This window comes from Pseudomonas sp. ABFPK (assembly GCF_001586765.1).
In the GTDB taxonomy this organism is placed as follows: Bacteria; Pseudomonadota; Gammaproteobacteria; order Pseudomonadales; family Pseudomonadaceae; genus Aquipseudomonas; species Aquipseudomonas asiatica.
This window is the reverse complement of record NZ_LQXW01000008.1, coordinates 22853-43087: the sequence shown is the minus strand read 5'-3', so window position 1 is coordinate 43087 and position 20235 is coordinate 22853. Positions and strand designations below refer to the sequence as shown.

19 protein-coding genes are annotated in these 20235 nt (G+C 63.6%); 10 read left to right on the top strand and 9 right to left on the bottom strand.

Features of this window, described 5'->3' with window-relative positions; translation table 11 throughout:
- Positions 1-108 precede the first annotated feature (108 nt).
- Both WM94_RS30410 and WM94_RS07235 read left to right on the top strand, forming a co-directional pair.
- Positions 109-276, top strand: coding sequence for a hypothetical protein (locus WM94_RS30410; protein ID WP_003260099.1), 168 nt, complete (start codon positions 109-111; stop codon positions 274-276).
- 44 nt (positions 277-320) lie between these two features.
- Positions 321-2450: a mechanosensitive ion channel family protein gene (locus tag WM94_RS07235; RefSeq protein WP_061550861.1), complete on the top strand. Its 2130-nt coding sequence runs from the start codon at positions 321-323 to the stop codon at positions 2448-2450.
- A gap of 100 nt (positions 2451-2550) precedes the next feature.
- Here the strand turns inward: WM94_RS07235 and phnR are convergent, their stop codons facing one another.
- Positions 2551-3264: a phosphonate utilization transcriptional regulator PhnR gene (gene phnR / locus WM94_RS07230; RefSeq protein ID WP_013971418.1), complete on the bottom strand. Its 714-nt coding sequence runs from the start codon at positions 3262-3264 to the stop codon at positions 2551-2553.
- A 315-nt stretch (positions 3265-3579) separates the two neighbouring features.
- Here phnR and WM94_RS07225 point away from each other — a divergent pair, with 315 nt between their 5' ends.
- The 6 genes from WM94_RS07225 to WM94_RS07200 all read left to right on the top strand — a co-directional run bounded on the left by WM94_RS07225 (position 3580) and on the right by WM94_RS07200 (position 8889).
- Positions 3580-4644, top strand: a complete 1065-nt coding sequence (locus WM94_RS07225) for an ABC transporter substrate-binding protein (RefSeq protein ID WP_013971417.1) — start codon at positions 3580-3582, stop codon at positions 4642-4644.
- Positions 4645-4791: 147 nt separating this feature from the next.
- Positions 4792-5598: an alkaline phosphatase family protein gene (locus WM94_RS07220; protein WP_025338062.1), complete on the top strand. Its 807-nt coding sequence runs from the start codon at positions 4792-4794 to the stop codon at positions 5596-5598.
- The gene (locus tag WM94_RS07215) at positions 5595-6446 is read left to right on the top strand and encodes an ABC transporter permease subunit (protein WP_061550816.1); all 852 of its coding nucleotides are present in this window, start codon (positions 5595-5597) and stop codon (positions 6444-6446) included. The genes WM94_RS07220 and WM94_RS07215 overlap by 4 nt, the downstream gene beginning before the upstream one ends.
- A complete protein-coding gene (locus WM94_RS07210; protein ID WP_013971414.1) occupies positions 6436-7230 on the top strand; it encodes an ABC transporter permease in 795 nt (264 codons plus the stop codon). Before WM94_RS07215 ends, WM94_RS07210 begins: the two co-directional genes overlap by 11 nt.
- Position 7231: 1 nt before the next feature.
- A complete protein-coding gene (locus WM94_RS07205; RefSeq protein ID WP_061550815.1) occupies positions 7232-8221 on the top strand; it encodes an ABC transporter ATP-binding protein in 990 nt (329 codons plus the stop codon).
- A 14-nt stretch (positions 8222-8235) separates the two neighbouring features.
- Positions 8236-8889: an HAD family phosphatase gene (locus WM94_RS07200; RefSeq protein WP_061550814.1), complete on the top strand. Its 654-nt coding sequence runs from the start codon at positions 8236-8238 to the stop codon at positions 8887-8889.
- A gap of 123 nt (positions 8890-9012) precedes the next feature.
- On the opposite strand, the gene WM94_RS07195 is transcribed toward WM94_RS07200, so the two are convergent.
- Complete coding sequence (locus WM94_RS07195) at positions 9013-9975, bottom strand: NAD(P)H-quinone oxidoreductase (protein WP_061550813.1); 963 nt, start codon at positions 9973-9975, stop codon at positions 9013-9015.
- Between the two features lie 144 nt (positions 9976-10119).
- Here WM94_RS07195 and WM94_RS07190 point away from each other — a divergent pair, with 144 nt between their 5' ends.
- Both WM94_RS07190 and WM94_RS07185 read left to right on the top strand, forming a co-directional pair.
- Positions 10120-12201, top strand: a complete 2082-nt coding sequence (locus WM94_RS07190) for a carboxy terminal-processing peptidase (RefSeq protein ID WP_013971410.1) — start codon at positions 10120-10122, stop codon at positions 12199-12201.
- Between the two features lie 116 nt (positions 12202-12317).
- Positions 12318-13298, top strand: coding sequence for an EAL domain-containing protein (locus tag WM94_RS07185; protein ID WP_061550812.1), 981 nt, complete (start codon positions 12318-12320; stop codon positions 13296-13298).
- Positions 13299-13346: 48 nt separating this feature from the next.
- Here WM94_RS07185 and WM94_RS07180 read toward each other — a convergent pair whose 3' ends face one another.
- From WM94_RS07180 to nirB, 7 genes are all read right to left on the bottom strand, one after another.
- Entirely contained in the window at positions 13347-13715 is a 369-nt protein-coding gene (locus WM94_RS07180; protein ID WP_013971408.1) for a hypothetical protein, read from the bottom strand.
- Positions 13712-14050, bottom strand: a complete 339-nt coding sequence (locus tag WM94_RS07175; protein ID WP_061550811.1) for a helix-turn-helix transcriptional regulator — start codon at positions 14048-14050, stop codon at positions 13712-13714. Before WM94_RS07175 ends, WM94_RS07180 begins: the two co-directional genes overlap by 4 nt.
- A 111-nt stretch (positions 14051-14161) precedes the next feature.
- Positions 14162-14602: a YkvA family protein gene (locus WM94_RS07170; protein WP_061550810.1), complete on the bottom strand. Its 441-nt coding sequence runs from the start codon at positions 14600-14602 to the stop codon at positions 14162-14164.
- 292 nt (positions 14603-14894) lie between these two features.
- Complete coding sequence (locus WM94_RS07165; protein ID WP_003257347.1) at positions 14895-15659, bottom strand: FKBP-type peptidyl-prolyl cis-trans isomerase; 765 nt, start codon at positions 15657-15659, stop codon at positions 14895-14897.
- Positions 15660-15994: 335 nt separating this feature from the next.
- Complete coding sequence (gene pcaQ, locus WM94_RS07160) at positions 15995-16927, bottom strand: pca operon transcription factor PcaQ (RefSeq protein WP_039614581.1); 933 nt, start codon at positions 16925-16927, stop codon at positions 15995-15997.
- Between the two features lie 151 nt (positions 16928-17078).
- Entirely contained in the window at positions 17079-17441 is a 363-nt protein-coding gene (gene nirD, locus WM94_RS07155) for a nitrite reductase small subunit NirD (protein WP_061550809.1), read from the bottom strand.
- The gene (gene nirB, locus WM94_RS07150) at positions 17441-19993 is read right to left on the bottom strand and encodes a nitrite reductase large subunit NirB (RefSeq protein WP_061550808.1); all 2553 of its coding nucleotides are present in this window, start codon (positions 19991-19993) and stop codon (positions 17441-17443) included. Before nirB ends, nirD begins: the two co-directional genes overlap by 1 nt.
- Positions 19994-20235 lie beyond the last annotated feature (242 nt).

Sequence of the window (20235 nt, the reverse complement as noted above, 5' to 3'; positions counted from 1 at the left end):
TCACCCGCGAAGAGGCCGGGCCTGCTTGCACCTGCTGAAGGTCAATCCCGCTTCGCCCGCTACCCGCTATGCTTGTTACATGGCCCCACTGCAAAAGGATTGCTGTCCATGTCCCCGTTCCTGTCCCTGTTCGTGCCGGTGTTTCTGTTCCTGTTGCTGCTGACCATCGGTTTCAGCCTGCGCGAGCGCAATATCGGCGTTGTGATGATGTGGGTTGGCACACTGGGTATCTTTGGCCTCACCTGCTGGAAAATCCTGGAGCAACTGCCGTCGTGAACCTCTACACTCGGTCAATCGTTTGACCTGAGGTAGTTTTGCCAGTGCCTGCTCTCCTGCGTTGCCTGTTCCTGCTGCTGTTCCTGTTTGTCACCCCGTTACAGGCTGCGGGCCTGCCAGGCCTGCTGGGTGGCAGCGCGCCCGCGCAGCCAGAAGCCAGCGAACCGCTGGGCAAGTCGCTGGACGAGGTGATCAAGAACCTGGAAAACGACCAGCAGCGGGCCAAGCTCCTGGCCGACCTGAAAAAGCTGCGCGACGCCACCAGGCAATCGCAACCCACCGTCGAACAGGGCGTGCTCGGCCTGATCGGCGGCGCCCTGCAGGACTTCGAAAAGCAGTTCGGCGGCGATGCCAGCCCGTTCCATCGCTGGGCCGCGGAGATCGAACAGGCCCAGGCCGAACTGACCGAGCTGATGGTGCCGGTGCACCAGTGGCCGGCCATTCTGTTCGGCTTTGCCGCCGTCATCGCCGTCTGGAGCGTGCTGGCCTACGCCTTCAACTGGGTCGGGCATCGGGTACGCCTGCGTTTTGGCCTGAGCGAGGAACTGCCGCAGCACCCGCGCACCTGGGACCTGGTGCGCTTTGCCCTGCGCAAGCTGGGCCCATGGCTGGTGGCGCTGGTGTTCACCGTTTACCTGAGCTTCGTGCTGCCGCCGTCGCTGGGCAAGTCGCTGGCCATGGTGCTGGCCTACGCACTGGTGGTCGGCACCTGCTTCTCGGCCATCTGCGTGATCGCCTTCTCGCTGCTCGACGGCCCCCACCGCCACCGCGCCCTGTACATCCTGCGCCACCAGGCCTTCCGCCCGCTGTGGCTGATCGGCAGTTTCGCCGCGTTTGGCGAAGCGATGAGCGACCCGCGCCTGATGGTCGCCCTCGGCACCCACCTGGCCCACGCCCTGGCCACCCTGGCCAACGTGATCGCGGCGCTGTGCACCGGGCTGTTCATCCTGCGCTTCCGTCGCCCGATCGCCCACCTGATCCGCAACCAGCCGCTGTCACGGCGCCTGACCCGGCGCACCCTCAGTGACACCATCGAGATCCTCGGCAGCTTCTGGTTCGTGCCAGCACTGATCCTGGTGGCGATTTCGCTGTTCGCTACCTTTATCTCGGCCGGCGACACCAGCACCGCCCTGCGCCAGTCGCTGATGTGCACGGTGCTGGTGGTGGTGTGCATGGTGCTCAACGGCCTGGTACGCCGCCACGCCGCCAACCCCAAGCGCGCCAGCAAGCGCCAGGCGGTGTACGCCGAACGCCTGCGCAACTTCGGCTACCTGCTGGTGCACCTGTTCATCTGGCTGGTGTTCATCGAACTGGGGCTGCGTGTGTGGGGCCTGTCGATGATCAGCTTCGCCGAAGGCGACGGTCACGACATAAGCGTGCGCCTGCTGGGCCTGGCCGGCACGCTGATCGTCGCCTGGCTGGTGTGGATCCTTGCCGACACCGCCGTGCACCACGCCCTGGTGCGTTCGCGCCGGGGCCTGGCCAACGCCCGTGCGCAAACCATGATGCCGTTGATCCGCAATGTGATGTTCGTGGTCATCTTCATCATCGCGGTGATCGTCGCCCTGGCCAACATGGGCATGAACGTCACCCCGCTGCTGGCGGGTGCCGGTGTGATCGGCCTGGCCATCGGCTTTGGTGCCCAGTCGCTGGTGGCTGACCTGATCACCGGCTTGTTCATCATCATCGAGGACTCGCTGGCCATCGACGACTATGTGGATGTGGGCGGCCACCTGGGCACGGTGGAGGGGCTGACCATCCGTACCGTACGCTTGCGTGACATCGACGGCATCGTGCATACCATCCCGTTCAGCGAGATCAAGAGCATCAAGAACTACTCGCGTGAGTTCGGCTACGCGATCTTCCGCGTGGCGATCCCACACAGCATGAATATCGACCAGGCCATCACGCTGATTCGCGAAGTGGGGCAGAAGCTGCGCAACGACCCGCTGATGCGCCGCAACATCTGGTCGCCGCTGGAGCTGCAAGGGGTGGAGAGCTTCGAGTCGGGGTCGGCGATCTTGCGAGCGCGGTTCAAGACTGCGCCGATCAAGCAGTGGGAAGTGTCGCGGGCCTTCAACCTGGCTTTGAAGCGGCAGCTGGATGAGGCCGGGCTGGATTTGGCAACGCCACGGTTGTCAGTACAGGTAGTGACTGCCGGTTCTTCCAGTTAAGGCCTCTTCGCGGGTGAACCCGCTCCCACAAGTACTGTGCAAAGGCTGAAACCTGTGCGGCCCCTGTGGGAGCGGGCGAGCCCGCGAAGAAGCCAACACCTCAACCCGCCTGGGCGCGGATGCGGATGGCATCATGCCGCCAATACTCCAGGTCGCAGTCGATCAGGTGCCCATGCTGGTCACTGTTGACCCGGGTGATATGCAACCCGGGGCTTCCCGCCGACACCTTCAAGGCACCGGCTGCCTCCACCGGCAACGCCGTCGGCAAGATCTCGAAGCACACCTGCCCATACTGGATGCCGTACACCCGCCCATAAATCTCGGTCAGCGACTGGGCCAGGTCCTGTTCGAGAATCTCCGGGAAGTACCTGGGGTTGAGGTAGTGCTCGGCATACAGCACCGCCCGCCCATCGATCCGCCGCAACCGGCAGATACGTACCACGCTGGACAACGCAGGCAGTTGCAAGCGCGCACAGATGGCCGCCGACGCCGGCTGTAGCCGAGCCGACAAGAGTTCGGTACTGGGCACCCGCCCCTGGTCGCGGACCATGGCATGGAAGTGGCTGCGCTCGATCAGGTCGTAGGTCAGCCGCTCGGGCGCGACGAACCAGCCGCGACGCTCTTCGCGGTAGATCAGCCCCTGGGCTTCCAGCTGCACCAGCGCCTCACGCAGGGTAATGCGCGTGGTATCGAACACCTCGCTGAGCTTGCGCTCGGCCGGCAGCTTGCCGCCCGGCGCCAGCAAGCCGTGCTCTATCTGTTCCTGCAGGGCGTGACAGATGGCTGTTACCGCACGCGGTGGCATCGGCTGCATCAAAGGTTACCTATCTGGACTAGTCCAGCCCCAGAACAGGGCACTTGGAGAATAGTGCAAGCCTAGGCAGGGCTGATGAACATCCTGTGACAAGGCTTTGGCCAGACACTGCCAGAAACGCGCCAAGCCAGCAGAACCGGGGCGGTTCAGTGGTCTACGCTGTAGCTTCAGGGCCTTCACCGGCCCTTCCCTACATCAAACTGTCACGCAAGCAGCCTACCTTGGCTCAAGGTTTGCTGACCTAGACCAACGGTCACCAGACAACGGCTTCACTCATAACAACCATCGCTAAAGGCACCCACCAAGGAGCTTCGGATGAAAAAGTTGTTCATGGCGTCACTGCTCGGTTCGGCCATCGCCCTGTGTACCACGGCCATGGCCGCCGATACCGACCTCAAGGCCCTGGAAGACGCCGCCCGCAAGGAAGGCAACGTCAACAGCGTGGGCATGCCCGATGCCTGGGCCAACTGGAAAGGCACCTGGGAAGACCTGGCCAGCAAGTACGGCCTGAAGCACAGCGACACCGACATGAGCTCGGCCCAGGAAATCGCCAAGTTCGAAGCCGAGAAGGACAACGCCAGCGCCGACATCGGCGACGTGGGTGCCGCCTTCGGCCCGATCGCCGTGAGCAAGGGCGTGAGCCAAGCGTACAAGCCGAGCACCTGGGACCAGGTGCCGACCTGGGCCAAGGACAAGGACGGCCACTGGGCGCTGGCCTATACCGGCACCATCGCCTTCATCATCAACAAGGACCTGGTCAAGGAAGGCGAGCGGCCAACGACCTGGCACGACCTGGAAAAAGGCAAGTACAAGGTTGCCATCGGTGACGTCGGCACCGCAGCCCAGGCCGCCAACGGCGTGCTGGCAGCGGCTATCGCCTACAAGGGTGACGAGACCAACCTGGCACCGGGTCTGCAACTGTTCACCAAGCTGGCCCAGCAGAAGCGCCTGTCGCTGGCCAACCCGACCATCCAGACCCTGGAGAAGGGCGAGGTGGAAGTGGGCGTGGTGTGGGACTTCAACGGCCTGAGCTACCGTGAACAGATCGACCCCAAGCGTTTCGAAGTGCTGATCCCGTCGGATGGCTCGGTGATCTCCGGCTATACCACCATCATCAACAAGTACGCCAAGCACCCGAATGCGGCCAAGCTGACACGTGAATACATCTTCAGCGATGCCGGGCAGATCAACCTGGCCAAAGGGCATGCGCGGCCGATCCGTGCCGAGCACCTGAAGCTGCCGGACGATGTGCAGGCCAAGTTGCTGCCCAACGAACAGTACAAGGCTGCACAGCCGATCAAGAATGCCGAGGCCTGGGAAGCGAGCTCGAAGAAACTGCCGCAGATGTGGCAAGAGCAGGTGATCATCGAGATGGAGTAAGGGGCTAGTTTCTCTAGCGCCTGGACGGGCCCTTTCGCGGGTAAACCCGCTCCCACAGGTACAGCGCACACCTCAAGGCCGGCGCATGACCCTGTAGGAGCGGGTTTACCCGCGAAGAAGCCAACGCGGTTTATGACTGGAGCCACCATGCAACACAACGTCATCCTGGTCCTGCTCGACGGCCTCAACTATCAGGTCGCCCACCACGCCATGGGCCACCTGCACGCCTACGTCGAGGCCGACCGTGCCGCGCTGTACCGCGTGGAATGCGAACTGCCGTCGCTGTCGCGGCCGCTGTACGAGTGCATCCTCACCGGTGTACCGCCGATCGACAGTGGCATCGTGCACAACAACGTCAACCGTCTGTCCAACCAGCGCAGCGTGTTCCACTACGCCCGCGAGGCCAACCTGGGCACTGCGGCTGCGGCCTATCACTGGATGAGCGAGCTGTACAACCGCTCTCCCTTCGACCCGCAGCGCGACCGCCATACCCACGCACCGAAGCTGCCGATCCAGCACGGGCTGTTCTACTGGGACGACCGTTACCCCGATTCGCACCTGCTGGCCGATGGCGAATACCTGCGCCGCCGCCACGCCCCCAATTTCCTGCTGGTGCACCCGATGAGCATCGACGATGTCGGCCACCACCACGGTCTGGACAGCAGCCAGTACCGCAACGCCGCGCGCAGCGCCGACATTCTGCTGGCCGACTACCTGCCGGGCTGGCTCGAAGAGGGCTACCAGGTACTGGTCACCGCCGACCACGGCATGAACAACGACCGCTCGCACAATGGCCTGCTGACCGAGGAGCGCGAAGTGCCACTGTTCGTCTTCGGCGATGCCTTCAGCCTCGACCCAGCGGCCAAACCGCTGCAGACCGAGCTGTGCGGGACCATCTGCGAGCTGCTCGGCGCACCGCATGACAAGAGTGTCTGCCGGGAGTTGCTGAAGTGACCACACCCAAGAGCAGCAGCGCCCGTGGCCGCTACCTGGCCCTGCTCTGCCTGCTACCGTTCGCCGTGTTCTTCGTCATCTTCCAGATCGCCCCGCTGGCCTGGGTGGCGATCAACAGCCTGCAATCGGAAGCAGGTTGGGGCGTGGACAACTTCAGCAAGGTATTCGCCTCGAAGTTCTACCTGCAGGCCCTGCAACGCAGCCTGGAGATCAGCTTCTGGTCGAGCCTGTTCGGCATCGTCATCGCCACCCTGGGCGCCTACTCGCTGCGCCAGGTGGACTCGAAGCTGCGCGACTTCGTCAGCGCCTTCGCCAACATGACCAGCAACTTCGCCGGGGTGCCGCTGGCCTTCGCCTTCATCATCCTGCTCGGTTTCAACGGCGCGCTGACCCTGCTGCTGAAGCAGGTCGGCCTGCTGGAGGACTTCAGTATCTATTCCAAGAGCGGGCTGATCCTGGTGTACACCTACTTCCAGATCCCGCTTGGCGTGTTGCTGCTGTACCCCGCGTTCGACGCACTGCGCGAAGACTGGCGCGAGTCGGCCGCACTGCTGGGGGCCAGCCACTGGCAATTCTGGCGACACATCGGCCTGCCGGTGCTGACCCCGGCACTGCTGGGCACTTTCGTCATCCTGTTGGCCAACGCCCTCGGTGCCTACGCCACCGTGTACGCGCTGACAACCGGCAACTTCAACGTACTGCCGATCCGCATCGCCGGCCTGGTGGCCGGTGACATCAGCCTCGATCCCAACCTGGCCAGCGCCCTGGCGATGGTACTGGTGGGGCTGATGACGCTGGTCACGGTGATGCACCAATGGCTGCTGAAAAGGAGCTACCATGCGCGCTGACGCCCGTTCCGGCGGCTGGTACCACCGCGCCGTGGTCTACCTGCTGTTCCTCATCCTGCTGCTGCCGCTGGCCGGCACCCTGCTCTACTCGCTGGCCACCAGCTGGTCGGCCAGCCTGCTGCCCAGCGGCCTGACCTTCAAGTGGTACATCGCGCTGTGGAGCGAGCCGCGCTTCCTGGCCGCCTTCGGCCAGTCGCTGCTGGTGTGCGTGGGCGCGCTGCTGCTGTCGGTGGTACTGATCCTGCCGCTGCTGTTCGTGGTGCACTACCACTTCCCGAGGCTCGATGCGCTGATGAACATCCTCATCCTGCTGCCGTTCGCGGTGCCGCCGGTGGTGTCGTCGGTGGGGCTGCTGCAGCTGTATGGCAGCGGGCCCATGGCCATGGTCGGTACACCGTGGATCCTGATCGGCTGCTATTTCACCATCGCCTTGCCGTTCATGTACCGGGCCATTACCAACAACCTGCAGGCGATCAACCTGCGCGACCTGATGGACGCCGCCCAGCTGCTGGGCGCCAGCACCTGGCAGGCGGCGCTGCTGGTGGTGCTGCCGAACCTGCGCAAGGGCCTGATGGTGGCACTGCTACTGTCGTTCTCGTTCCTGTTCGGCGAGTTCGTGTTCGCCAACCTGCTGGTCGGCACCCGCTACGAGACCCTGCAGGTGTACCTGAACAACATGCGCAACAGCAGCGGCCACTTCAACAGCGCGCTGGTGATCTCGTACTTCGCCTTCGTGCTGGTACTGACCTGGGTCGCCAACCGCCTGAACAAGGACAAGACCTGACATGAGCTTCGTCAGCGTACAGAAACTGCAAAAAAGCTACGCCGGCAGCCCGGTGTTCGAGAACATCGACTGCCATATCGAACGCGGTGAGTTCGTCACCCTGCTTGGCCCGTCCGGTTGCGGCAAGTCAACGCTGCTGCGCTGCATCGCCGGGCTGACCCCGGTGGACAGCGGGCAGATCCTGCTCGACGGCCATGACATCGTACCGCTGAGCCCGCAAAAGCGTGGCATCGGCATGGTGTTTCAAAGCTATGCGCTGTTCCCCAACATGACCGTGGAGCAGAACGTCGCCTTCGGCTTGCGCATGCAGAAGGTCAAGGCCGACGAAAGTCAGGCCCGGGTGCGCGAGGCGCTGGAACTGGTGGAACTGGGCAACTTCGCCGGGCGCTACCCGCACCAGTTGTCCGGCGGCCAGTGCCAGCGCGTTGCCCTGGCCCGCTCGCTGGTCACCCGCCCGCGCCTGCTGCTGCTCGACGAGCCGCTGTCGGCGCTGGATGCGCGCATCCGCAAGCACCTGCGCGAGCAGATCCGTGCCATCCAGCGCGAGCTGGGGCTGACCACCATCTTCGTCACCCACGACCAGGAAGAGGCGCTGACCATGTCCGACCGCATCTTCCTGATGAACCAGGGGCGCATCGTCCAGAGCGGCGATGCCGAAACACTCTATACAGCGCCGGTGGACCTGTTTGCCGCGGGCTTCATCGGCAACTACAACCTGCTCGACGCCGACAGCGCCAGCCGCCTGCTGCAGCGCCCGGTGGCCAGCCGCCTGGCGATCCGCCCCGAATCGATCACCCTGAGCGTGAACGGCGAAATGGACGCCGAGGTGCGCAGCCACAGCCTGCTGGGCAACGTGCTCCGCTACCGGGTGCAGGTACGCGGGGTGGAGCTGGTGGTCGATGTGCTCAACCGCTCACCGTCCGACCTGCACTCGGACGGGCAACGGGTAAGCTTGTCGATCGACCCCACGGCGCTACGAGAAGTGGCCTAAGGAGAATCAACACCATGGCACTGGCAATTTTCGATCTGGACGAAACCCTGATCCACGGCGACTGCGCGTCGCTGTGGAGCGAGCAGATGGCCCGGCTGGGCTGGGTCGACGGCAAAGCCTTCCTGCGCCGCGACCATGAGTTGATGGAAGCCTACGGCAAGGGCCACCTGCGGATGGAGGAGTACATGGCCTTCAGCCTGGAGCCGATTGCCGGGCGCACCCTGGAAGAGGTCGAGCACCTGGTGGCGCCTTGGGTCGAAGAGGTGATCGAGCCGATCATCTACGGCGACGCCTGCCGCTGCATTGCCGAGCACCGCAAGCGCGGGGATCGCATCCTGATCATTTCGGCGTCGGGTACGCACCTGGTCGGGCCGATTGCGGCGCGGCTGGGGGTGGACGAATACCTGGCGATCGAACTGGAGGCGGTGAACGGGGTTTATACCGGCAAGACCCACGGGGTGCTGACCTATCGCGAAGGGAAGATCACGCGGTTGCTGGAATGGCTGGACCAGGAGCAGGAGAACCTGGAAGGAGCGACTTTCTATTCCGACTCGCGCAACGATTTGCCGTTGTTGTTGAAGGTGGATCATCCGCATGTGGTGAACCCGGATGCGGTGTTGCGGGAGCATGCCGAGATCAACAAGTGGCCGATCCTGAGCTGGGCCTGAGGTAATCGCATCGCCTGCACCGGCCCTTTCGCGGGTAAACCCGCTCCCACAGGGACCACACAGTTTTCAAGCCTGTGGTAATCCCTGTGGGAGCGGGTTCACCCGCGAAGAGGCCAGGCCTGCTTACACCAGGCTAGGGTCTATCACCATCACCAGCTTGCCCGACACCTGGTTGGTCTCAAGCTCGGCATACGCCGCCTGGGCAAACTCCACCGGGTAGGTATCCACCAGTTGCGGCGACAGGCGCCCTTCGGCAAACAGCGGCCAAACCTGCTGCTGCAAATCGCGCAGCAGTTCGGCCTTGAAGCCGTCATCGCGGTTGCGCAGCGTGGAGCCGGTAATCTCCAGGCGCTTGCCCAGTACCTGTGCCAGGTCCAGCTCGAACTTGCGCCCGCCCATCAGGCCGATGATCACCCAGCGCCCGTCACGCGCCAGCAGCTTGAGGTTGAGCTCGCCGTAGCTGGCGCCCACCGGGTCGAGAATCACGTCGAACGGGCCAAAACCTTCCAGCGCTTCCAGGTTTTCGTTACGTACCACACCACCGGCGGCGCCCAGCGCCTCGCAGTAGGCCAGGCGGTCCTGGGAACCGACGCTGACCCACACCGGGCTGCCGAACGCCTTGCACAGCTGGATGGCGGCCGAGCCAACGCCGCTGGCGCCAGCGTGCACCAGCACCTTCTCGCCAGCTTTCACGCCACCCAGCTGGAAGATGTTCAGCCAGGCAGTGGCATATACCTCCGGCAACGCCGCCGCTTCGTGCAGGCTCAGGCCTTCGGGCACCGGCAGCACGTGGCGGGCATCCACCACCACTTCCTCGGCCATGGCGCCGCTGGCCAGCAATGCGCACACCCGGTCACCCACCCGCCAGTCGGCACCGGCCCCCACTTCCTCAACCACCCCGGAGCACTCCAGGCCCATGTACGGGCTGGCGCCTGGCGGTGGTGGGTACAAACCTTTCATCTGCAGCAGATCGGCGCGGTTCAGCCCCGCAGCAGCCACGCGAATGCGCACTTGACCCGCGTCGCAGGCCGGGCGCTCGGCCTCGACCCAAGCCACATGTCCGTCAACGCCTTGCAATGCCTTCACAGTGCCTCCATAGTTGAATCATATGACCGAGCCTGGGAACGCCAAGTCCCCAGGCTTTTTGCAGTATGCATCCGGTTTCTTGCAACCGGTGAACAGAAAAGACGGCCTACTATGCGTGATCAATTGTCTCCACGTCGAATCAGCATGAAGCATTTCCTCCCAAGCACCGCCCTGGCGCTGATGATCGGCCTGGGCAGCCTCACGCTCGGCGGCAATGCGGCGGCCGCCAACAAATGGGACAGCCTGCAGCCGGACCGCGACGAGATCGTCGCCAGCCTCAACGTGGTGGAATTGCTCAAGCGCCACCACTACAGCAAGCCGCCGCTGGACGACGCCCGTTCGGTCATCATCTATGACAGCTACATCAAGCTGCTGGACCCGGCGCGCAGCTACTTCACCGCTGCCGACATCGCCGAATTCGACAAGTGGAAAACGCAATTCGACGATTTCCTCAAGAGCGGTAACCTGGACCCGGGCTTCACCATCTACAAACGCTATCTGGACCGCGTCAAGCAACGTCTGGACTTCGCCCTGGCCGAGCTGAACAAGGGCGTGGACAAGATCGACTTCAACGCCAAGGAAACCTTGCTGATCGACCGCAAGGACGCCCCGTGGATGAAGGACCAGGCCGAGCTCGACGATTTGTGGCGCAAACGCGTCAAGGACGAAGTGCTGCGCCAGAAGATCGCCGGCAAGGAACCCAAGCAGATCCAGGAAACCCTGACCAAGCGCTACAAGAACCAACTGTCGCGCCTGGACCAGACCCGTGCCGAGGACATCTTCCAGGCCTACATCAATACCTTCGCCCAGTCCTACGACCCGCACACCAACTACCTGTCGCCGGACAACGCAGAAAACTTCGACATCAACATGAGCCTGTCGCTGGAAGGCATCGGCGCAGTGCTGCAAAGCGACAACGACCAGGTCAAAATCGTGCGCCTGGTGCCGGCTGGCCCGGCGGCCAAGACCAAGCAGGTGGCACCGGCCGACAAGATCATCGGTGTGGCCCAGGGCAACAAGGAGATGGTCGACGTGGTCGGCTGGCGCCTGGACGAAGTGGTCAAGCTGATCCGCGGCCCGAAAGGCTCGGTGGTGCGCCTGGAGATCATCCCTGCCAGCAACGCGCCTAGCGACCAGACCAGCAAGATCGTGTCGATCACCCGCGAGGCGGTGAAGCTCGAGGAGCAGGCAGCGAAGAAGTCGGTACTCAAGCTCAAGCAGGACGGGCGTGACTACAAGCTGGGCATCATCGAGATCCCGGCCTTCTACCTCGACTTCAAGGCCTATCGCGCCGGTGACCCGGAGTACAAGAGCACCACGCGTGACGTGAAGAAGCTGCTGACCGAGCTGCAGAAAGAAAAAGTCGACGGCGTGGTCATCGATCTGCGCAACAACGGCGGCGGATCGCTGCAGGAAGCCACCGAGCTGACCAGCCTGTTCATCGAGAAAGGCCCGACCGTGCTGGTGCGCAACAGCGACGGCCGTGTAGACGTGCTGGAAGACGAAAACCCCGGTGCCTTCTACAAAGGCCCATTGGCACTGCTGGTCAACCGCCTGTCGGCCTCGGCTTCGGAGATCTTCGCCGGTGCCATGCAGGACTACCACCGTGCGCTGATCATCGGCGGCCAGACCTTCGGCAAGGGCACCGTGCAGACCATCCAGCCACTCAACCATGGCGAGCTGAAGCTTACCCTGGCCAAGTTCTACCGGGTTTCCGGGCAGAGCACCCAGCATCAGGGCGTGCTGCCGGACATCGACTACCCGTCGATCATCGATACCAAAGAGATCGGCGAGAGCGCCCTGCCCGAGGCCATGCCGTGGGACACCATTCGCCCGGTGGTCAAGCCGGCGGCCGACCCGTTCAAGCCGTTCCTGGCCCAACTCAAGGCCCAGCATGAAGCGCGCAGCGACAAGGATGCAGAGTTCACCTACATCCGCGACCGCCTGGCCCTGACCCAGAAGCTGATGAACGAAAAGACCGTCAGCCTCAACGAGCAGGACCGTCGTGCACGCCACGATGCAATCGAGGCCAAGCAGCTGGCACTGGAGAACATCCGCCGCAAGGCCAAGGGTGAAGAGCCGCTGAAGGAGCTGAAGAAAGAGGACGAGGACGCGCTGCCGACCGAGGATGAAAACACCAAGCCGGAAGACGATGCCTACCTGTCGGAAACCGGCCGCATCCTTATCGACTACCTGAGTGCAAGCACCAAGGTGGCCAAGAAGTAAGACTGTAGGAATGATGGCAAATTAGCTCTACTTGTCATTAAACAGTCATCGCGCTGTCGTGAAATAGAGGGGCCGGGCGTGGAATCGCCCGGCCCTTTCATTTTCAGGAATACGCCATGACCGTCGCCGAACAGCTCAGTGCCTTGAGTGCCATCCTGGCTCAACGCAGCATCCACAGTCTGTTCCAGCCGATCATGTGCCTGAGCGAGCAACGGGTTTTCGGCCATGAGGCGTTGAGCCGCGGGCCGTCCAACAGCCCGCTGCACGCACCGCTGAACCTGTTTACCATCGCCCGCCAGGCCGGCCGCCTGACCGAACTGGAGGCTGCCTGCCGGGAAAGCGCCTGCCGGCGTTTCAGCGAACAGCAGTTGCAGGGCAAACTGTTTCTCAACATCTCGCCAGAATCGCTGCTCGAGCCGCACTACCCGTCCGGGCAGACCCTGAAACTGCTCGGACAGGTCGGCCTGCCGCCTAGCCGGGTGGTAATCGAGCTGACCGAACACACCCCGACCGACGACTTCCAGCTGCTGTCCAACGCCCTGCACCACTACCGGGACATGGGCTTCTCGATTGCCATCGACGATCTGGGAGCGGGTTATTCGAGCCTGCGCCTGTGGTCGGAGCTGCGCCCCGAATATGTGAAAATCGATCGCCACTTCATCGACGGCATCCACCGCGACCCGCTCAAGCGTGAATTTGTCGGTTCGATATTGCAGATTGCCCGAGCGTCGAAGGCTCAGGTAATTGCCGAAGGCATCGAAATGGCGGAGGAGCTGGCGGTGCTGGTGGAGATGGGGGTGGACCTGGTGCAGGGCTACCTGCTGGGGCGGCCGCAGGAGCTGGGGGCGCGCGAAAGCCGGCCACTACCGGCGCTGATGAACGTTCCGCAGGCCGAACAGCCGACGGTGCGGCTCAATGCGACGATTGGGCAGTTACTGAAGTTGTTTGGCCGGCACCGGCACCTGGAGGTATTGGAGGTGGTGGATGCCGATGGCAGGGCTTGTGGGCTGATCCACAGAGATGCTTTGCCTGTTCCGGCCTCTTCGCGGGTAAACCCGCTCCCACAGGTACAACACAAGGCTCAAGACCTGTGGTGAACCTGTGGGAGCGGGTTTACCCGCGAAGAGGCCGGGACAGGCAACGAATCAGGCCGTTTCGGGATAGCTGTACTCGAACACCCTGACCACCTCGGAGGCATGCCATGAGGCTGCTTCCATGCCGTCGACCGGCCCGGAAAATCGGCCCAACCGTTCAACGCACTCAAAAAACCCGGTACGCGGCAAACGGCTGGCACCCTGGCTGATCACCAGCGAGCTGCGCAATGGCTGCTCGGCGCGGGCATCCAGCACCGCCAGGTACTCCAGCGCGGCTGTCAGCGTCTGCATGGCCGGGCTGGGCAACTGCAAACGCTCGATCAGCGCTCGATAGGTCAGCAAGTGACGTTGACGACGGGCCAGGTCAAGCTCGCCCAGCAGGTTATCCCAGTGCTGACGGCTGATCCTGACCTGGCTCATGATGGTTCGCTCCAGCCAGCCACCCCCAGATGCCAGGCCAGAGCACGGCGGATAGCAGCATCCGGCTGGCGTTCATCTGATTCGATCATGGCCAGGTATGCCGGGCTTACCCCGACATTGCGCGCCAGTTGCTCAGGGGCAATGCCCTTGGCCTGGCGAATCTGTGCCACTTCGCTGAAGGCCGGCAATGGCGCACTGGCCACATCGCCCTGCGCTTCACTGGCAAGCACCTCGGCTGGTGCCTGCCCAGCGGCCTTGAGCAGTGCCTGGTACTGTTCCCAGGGAACGACGGCGTACTCGGGTTGACCGTCCCGGCTGATGACCTGAATACCCATTACAAACCCCTTTAAAAAGGATTACAGCATGTAATCCGTAGGCATAACCCTTATGCCAATTATATTACCAACTCTGGGGTCTGTGCAGTTGCGCTGCGGTTGCGGCCAGTTTCACTGCGTGTTGCGTTCCAACCGCAGCGCTTCGGGGGTGGCCGGCAGGCGCTCGACCACGCGCAGCCGTTCGGGCGCCTGGCTGTCGCGCCAGACCTTGAAGCGCGCCAGTTCGTCAGCCACGGTCTTCAGTATCCAGCCCAGCACCGCGATGTCATCGAGGAAACCCACGCCCAGCAGCCAGTCGGGAATGGCGTCGATGGGGCTGACGAAATACAGCAGCCCGGCGACGATGGTGACCAGCGCCTTGGGGCTGATGGCACGGTACTCGCCGCGCCACCAGGCCAGGCACAACGACTGCAGCAGCTTCACGTCTTCACGCAGCTGGCCGATGCGCGGGCCTTTGCGAGCTACCGCGAACAGCAAGGCGGGCAACCGGCCGCGGCTGAGCAGGCGCTCGGCCAACGGCAGGAAACGGGCAAAATTCCAGGGTGCGCTCATGGAGCCTCCAGAGGAAAAGGTTATCCACATTTATTGTGGATAACCTTGTGAACAGGGGGACGTTTCTGACCCCAGGTGCCTGCCAGGCAAGGGCCTCGGTCAGATCGGGCGTTTTTTACACAGTCGTTTCACACCTTGGGTACGTACGCCGCAAACGGTTTGCGTCAGAAGCATTCTGCTTCTTCACGCTGCATTTCCTCGGACAGTATCAGCAGTTGCAGGTTCGTCCAACTACCCGGCACAAACGAAAACGCCCCGTCGGGACGGGGCGTTTTGCGTGGGCCAGCCAGTGTTACTTGGCAGGCGCTTCGGCCGGGGCCTCGGCAGGAGCTTCCGCTTCCGGCTCGGCGCCTTGCAGCTGGGCCGGATCCTTGATGGCGATCAGTTCCAGGTCGAATACCAGTACCGAGTTGGCCGGGATCAGCGGGCTTGGGCTTTGTGCGCCGTAAGCCAGTTCAGCCGGGATGAACAGCTTGTACTTCTCGCCGACGTGCATCAGCTGCAGGCCTTCGACCCAACCCGGGATCACGCCGCTGACCGGCAGGTCGATCGGGCTGCCGCGCTCGACGGAGCTGTCGAACACCTTGCCATCGATCAGCTTGCCTTCGTAGTGGACGGTGACCACGTCGGTCGCCTTGGGCTGCGGGCCGTCGGCCTTCTTGACCACTTCGTACTGCAGGCCCGAGGCAGTGGTGACCACGCCTGGCTTCTTGGCGTTTTCCTCGAGGAATTTCTTGCCGGCGGAGGCGGCTTCTTCGCTGGCCTTGGCCAGGCGCTCTTCGGCACGCTTCTGCAGCGCAGTGAAGGCCTCTACCAGCTCTTCGTCCTTGATGCGCTGTTCCTTCTTGCCAACGGCGTCTTCGATGCCGAGGGCTACTGCTTTCGAATCAAGGTCTTCCATGCCTTCCTGAGCCAGGCTCTTGCCCATGTTCAGGCCGATACCGTAGGAGGCTTTCTGTGCCGGAGTCTTCAGCTCGGGGCTGCTGGTCTGTTGATCACAGCCAGCCAGTACCAGGCCTACCAGGGCAACCGCAGCCGCCAAACGATGCTGTTTCATGCTATTTCCTTGTTCATGCGCCAAAAGGGCAATCAGGGTAAAGCCGCGAGCTTAGCAGGCGGCCATGACCAATGGCTACCGGCATAGGAGCGGGTTTTGGTAAGGAAGTTCAGTAGTTAAACGCTTATTCATCAAAGGATGTGCAGCCACTGGCCAGTATTGATCGGTTGCGGCGCCTTTGCCCGGTTTTGCGGCGGATTTATTTAGCTGAATGCTGAGAAGCCTGCACTGGCCCTATCGCCGGCAAGCCAGCTCCCACAGGTTCACCACAGGCCCGGAAGCAGTTGCTATCCCTGTGTGTGGCTTGCCGGCGAAAGGGCTAAAAAAACCTGCGTTCAGGGGTAGCTGCCCTCTCGGTACTGCCCCGCTACCTCGCGCAACACCTCGCATACCCACTGCCCAGGCAGGCTCTGCGGCAAGGCGGCATTGCGACAGATGCCGACCGAGCCGCCCGGCTCGCGCACACCCAGGTCGAGCTCGACCAGCTCGCCCCGGCGCAGGTCGAGCAGCACCGCATCGCGCGGTGCCACCCACACGGCATCGCTGCCCAGCAGGTAGCGCCGGCTCAGCGCCAGCGACAGGGTTTCCAGGCGCTGGGCGGGCATCTGGATGCCACATTGCACGAACAGGCTGTCGGCATGCTGGCGGATGGTGGTGCCGGCTGGCGGCAGCACCAGCGGGTAATGTCCAACCTCCCCGCGCTCTACTGGCTTGCTGGCCAGCAGCGGGTGGCCTGGCCGCACCACCAGGCTCATCGACTCGCTGTACAGGTGCTCGAACGACAGGCCCTGGATTTGCGGGCTGTCGGTCATGCGCCCGACCACCAGTTCCAGTTCGCCGAGGCGCAACTGGCCGAGCAGCTGCGCGCTGACTCCGGTGACCACACTGATCACCAGCGCCTCATGCCGCTGGTGCAGGCGGCACAGCACTTCGGGCATGAGCAGGCCTTCGACCGTGGACAGCACACCGATGCGCACCTGCGACGGCGCCCGCGCCTCGCCACGCAGGCTGCTGACGCCATCGCGCAGGGCCTGCACGCTGGGCCCGGCGTAGCGCATGAAACGCGTGCCGGCCGGGGTCAGCTCGACGCCCTGACGGCTGCGCGCGAACAGGCGCGTTTCCAGCAGGTCTTCGAGTTCCTTGAGGGTCTTGGAGATGGCTGGCTGGCTGATTGCCAGGATGTCGGCAGCCCTGGCCAGGCTGCCCTGCCGGGCAATCTCCAGGAAGCACAGCAGGTGGCGGTACTTGATGCGGGTGTCGAGGTTCATGGGCTCAAGCTTACCGCATGCAGATAGCCTGTACCGGCCCTTTCGCGGGTGAACCCGCTCCCACAGGGATCTCCACAGCTCTCCAGACCTGCGCAGTACCTGTGGGAGCGGGCGTGCCCGCGAAGAGGCCGGTGCAGGCGGCAGATGAATATCAGGCCACAGCCAATTCCACCGCCTCCCCGTTCAAACGCACCGGCCACACCCGCAAACGCTGCCCGGCATCTTCCAGACACTCCCCGCTCTCCAGGCTGAAGTGCTGCTTGTACAACGGCGCGGCCACCACCAGCTCGCCCTGCACACTGCCAACCAGGCCGCGGCCGATGATGTTGGCGCCGGATCGCGGGTCACGGTTGTCCACCGCGTACAGCGGCTGCGCCTGCCCCGGCAGGTAGAACAGCGCCACCTGGGCCCCGTCGAGCCAGACCACCACCCCGGAATCAGCCACCAGGTCATCGGCCTGGCACACCACCTGCCAGTTCTCGTGGGTTTTCACAGCAGCATTGGACAAGTTCATCAGACAGCCTCCTCGACGGTTGGGATCAGGTGCAGTGGCGCAGCAGGCCGGCGCTGTTCGCGTTCGCGCACGAAGTGCACGTCCGGGTCGGCGCGGCGGTCGTTGACGAAAGTACGGAAGCGCTTGAGCTTCTCGGGGTCGTTGAGGGCGTTGGCCCATTCGCATTCATACTGGTCGACCACATGCTGCATCTGCGCCTCCAGCTCGCTGGCCAGGCCCAGGCTGTCGTCGAGGATCACCTGCTTCAGGTAGTCCAGCCCACCTTCCAGGTTCTCGCGCCACACCGAGGTGCGCTGCAGTTTGTCGGCGGTGCGGATGTAGAACATCAGCACGCGGTCGATCAGGCGCACCAGGGTTTCGTCGTCGAGGTCGGTGGCGAACAGTTCGGCGTGTCGCGGGCGCATGCCGCCGTTGCCGCATACGTACAGGTTCCAGCCCTTGTCGGTAGCGATCACGCCGATGTCCTTGCTCTGTGCTTCGGCGCATTCGCGGGTGCAGCCGGACACCGCGAACTTGAGCTTGTGCGGGCTGCGCAGGCCTTTGTAGCGGTCTTCCAGGCGCAGGGCCATGCCGACGCTGTCCTGCACGCCGTAACGGCACCAGGTGCTGCCGACGCACGATTTCACCGTGCGGGTCGACTTGCCGTAGGCGTGGCCGGTTTCGAAGCCGGCCTCGATCAGCTCGCCCCAGATCAGCGGCAGCTCGTGCAACTGGGCGCCGAACAGGTCGATGCGCTGGCCGCCGGTGATCTTGGTGTACAGGTCGTACTTTTTCGCCACCTGGCCGATCACGATGAGCTTGTCGGGGGTGATTTCACCACCGGGGATGCGCGGCACCACCGAGTAGGTGCCGTTCTTCTGCATGTTGGCCATGAAGGTGTCGTTGGTGTCCTGCAGCGGCACCAGCGCCGGGTCCATGATCGGCTGATTCCAGCACGAGGCGAGAATACTGCCCACCGCCGGCTTGCAGATGTCGCAGCCAACGTGGCCCTTGCCGTGGCGTTCGAGCAGTTCGTTGAAGGTGCGGATACCCTCTACCCGCACCAGCCCGTACAGCTCCTGACGGGTGTAGGCGAAGTGCTCGCACAGGCTCTTGTCCACCGCCACGCCGCGAGCGGTCAGCTCGTGCTCGAATACCTGCTTGAGCAGTGCCGCGCAACCACCACAACCGGTGGCGGCCTTGGTGCAGCCCTTGACTGCGGCAAGGTCGCCGCAGCCGCTGTCGATGGCGGCGCAGACCGCGCCCTTGCTGACGTTGTGGCAGGAACAGATGGTCGCGCTGTCGGGCAGCGCATCGGCACCCAGGGCCGGTGCACCGCCGCCTTGCGGCAGGATCAGTGCCGCCGGGTCGGCTGGCAGGGCGATGCCGTTCTGGGCGTATTGCAGAAGGGTGTCGTAGTAGCTGTTGTCGCCCACCAGCACCGCACCGAGCACGTGCTTGCCGCTGGCATCCACCACCAGCCGGCGATAGGCGCTGTTGGCTTCGTCGATGAAGCGGTAGCTGCGTGCGCCCGGAGTGGCGCCATGGGCATCGCCGATGGAGCCGACATCCACGCCCAGCAACTTGAGCTTGGTCGACATGTCGGCACCGGTGAATTCGCCAGCGGCTTCGCCCATCAGCAATGCCGCCAGGTTGCGCGCCATGCTGTAGCCCGGGGCGACCAGGCCGAACACGCTGCCGTTCCACGAGGCGCACTCGCCGATGGCGAAGATGCGTGGGTCGCTGCTGCGGCAGTGGTTGTCGATCACCACGCCACCACGCGCGGCGATGTCCAGGCCACAGGCACGGCCCAGGGCATCCTGCGGGCGTATACCTGCGGAGAACACGATCAGGTCGGTTTCCAGGTGCTCGCCGCCATCGAAGTTCATGCGGTAGCGGTAGTCTTCACCCGCACTGATCGACTGGGTGGCCCGCGACAGATGCACGCCAACACCCAGCGCTTCGATCTGTGCCTTGAGCGCGGCACCGCCCTCGCCGTCCAGCTGCACCGGCATCAACCGTGGGGCGAATTCCACCACGTGGGCTTCCAGGCCCAGCGACTTGAGGGCGTTGGCTGCTTCCAGGCCAAGCAAGCCACCGCCCACTACCACGCCACGTCGGGCACTGGCTGCGGCAGCGCGGATGGCGTCGAGGTCGTCGAGGGTGCGGTAGACCAGGCGGGCATTGCCGCTGGAGCCTTCGATCGGTGGCACGAAGGGATAGGAACCCGTGGCCAGCACCAGCTGGTCGTAGCCGTAGCGGCCCTCGGCGGTAACCAGTTCGCCGCGCTCACGGTCGATTTCCAGCACTGCTTCGCCGAGGTGCAGGTGCACACCGTTGGCGCCGTAGAAGTCCTGCCCGCACAGGGCCAGGGTTTCGGCACAGCTGCCGCCGAAGTACTCGGACAGGTGCACGCGGTCGTAGGCACGCTGGCGCTCTTCGCCGAACACATGCACTTCGAAGCGCTGCAAGGCGCCGCGGCTGACCAGTTGTTCGACGCAATGGTGGCCGACCATGCCGTTGCCGACGATGACCAGTCGCTCTCGTTGCCCGCTGCTCGCTGTTGCCTTCATAAGCCGATCCTCGATCAAAAAAAAAGCGCCTGGAGCCGAAGCTCCAGGCGCCTTTGCCTGTATTCATCACGGTAGGGGGCCCGGGTTGATCGCCGTTGATCAGTGGGCTTTGTTGTATCCAGGGTAAAGCAGGGAGTGTGCCAACTGGGTTGCCTGTGCCGGCCTCTTCGCAGCACAAGGCTGCTCCTACAGGTTTCGCGCCCCCTTGCAGGAGCAGCCTTGTGCTGCGAAGAGGCCGGCAC

Excerpts from the sequence above, each read along its gene's own strand:
- WM94_RS30410 (WP_003260099.1), top strand. The coding sequence starts at position 109 with ATGTCCCCGTTCCTGTCCCTGTTCGTGCCGGTGTTTCTGTTCCTGTTG.
- phnR (WP_013971418.1), bottom strand. The coding sequence starts at position 3,264 with ATGCAGCCGATGCCACCGCGTGCGGTAACAGCCATCTGTCACGCCCTG.
- WM94_RS07225 (WP_013971417.1), top strand. The coding sequence starts at position 3,580 with ATGAAAAAGTTGTTCATGGCGTCACTGCTCGGTTCGGCCATCGCCCTG.
- WM94_RS07220 (WP_025338062.1), top strand. The coding sequence starts at position 4,792 with ATGCAACACAACGTCATCCTGGTCCTGCTCGACGGCCTCAACTATCAG.
- WM94_RS07210 (WP_013971414.1), top strand. The coding sequence starts at position 6,436 with ATGCGCGCTGACGCCCGTTCCGGCGGCTGGTACCACCGCGCCGTGGTC.
- WM94_RS07205 (WP_061550815.1), top strand. The coding sequence starts at position 7,232 with ATGAGCTTCGTCAGCGTACAGAAACTGCAAAAAAGCTACGCCGGCAGC.
- WM94_RS07200 (WP_061550814.1), top strand. The coding sequence starts at position 8,236 with ATGGCACTGGCAATTTTCGATCTGGACGAAACCCTGATCCACGGCGAC.
- WM94_RS07190 (WP_013971410.1), top strand. The coding sequence starts at position 10,120 with ATGAAGCATTTCCTCCCAAGCACCGCCCTGGCGCTGATGATCGGCCTG.
- WM94_RS07185 (WP_061550812.1), top strand. The coding sequence starts at position 12,318 with ATGACCGTCGCCGAACAGCTCAGTGCCTTGAGTGCCATCCTGGCTCAA.
- WM94_RS07180 (WP_013971408.1), bottom strand. The coding sequence starts at position 13,715 with ATGAGCCAGGTCAGGATCAGCCGTCAGCACTGGGATAACCTGCTGGGC.
- WM94_RS07175 (WP_061550811.1), bottom strand. The coding sequence starts at position 14,050 with ATGGGTATTCAGGTCATCAGCCGGGACGGTCAACCCGAGTACGCCGTC.
- WM94_RS07170 (WP_061550810.1), bottom strand. The coding sequence starts at position 14,602 with ATGAGCGCACCCTGGAATTTTGCCCGTTTCCTGCCGTTGGCCGAGCGC.
- WM94_RS07165 (WP_003257347.1), bottom strand. The coding sequence starts at position 15,659 with ATGAAACAGCATCGTTTGGCGGCTGCGGTTGCCCTGGTAGGCCTGGTA.
- pcaQ (WP_039614581.1), bottom strand. The coding sequence starts at position 16,927 with ATGAACCTCGACACCCGCATCAAGTACCGCCACCTGCTGTGCTTCCTG.
- nirD (WP_061550809.1), bottom strand. The coding sequence starts at position 17,441 with ATGAACTTGTCCAATGCTGCTGTGAAAACCCACGAGAACTGGCAGGTG.
- nirB (WP_061550808.1), bottom strand. The coding sequence starts at position 19,993 with ATGAAGGCAACAGCGAGCAGCGGGCAACGAGAGCGACTGGTCATCGTC.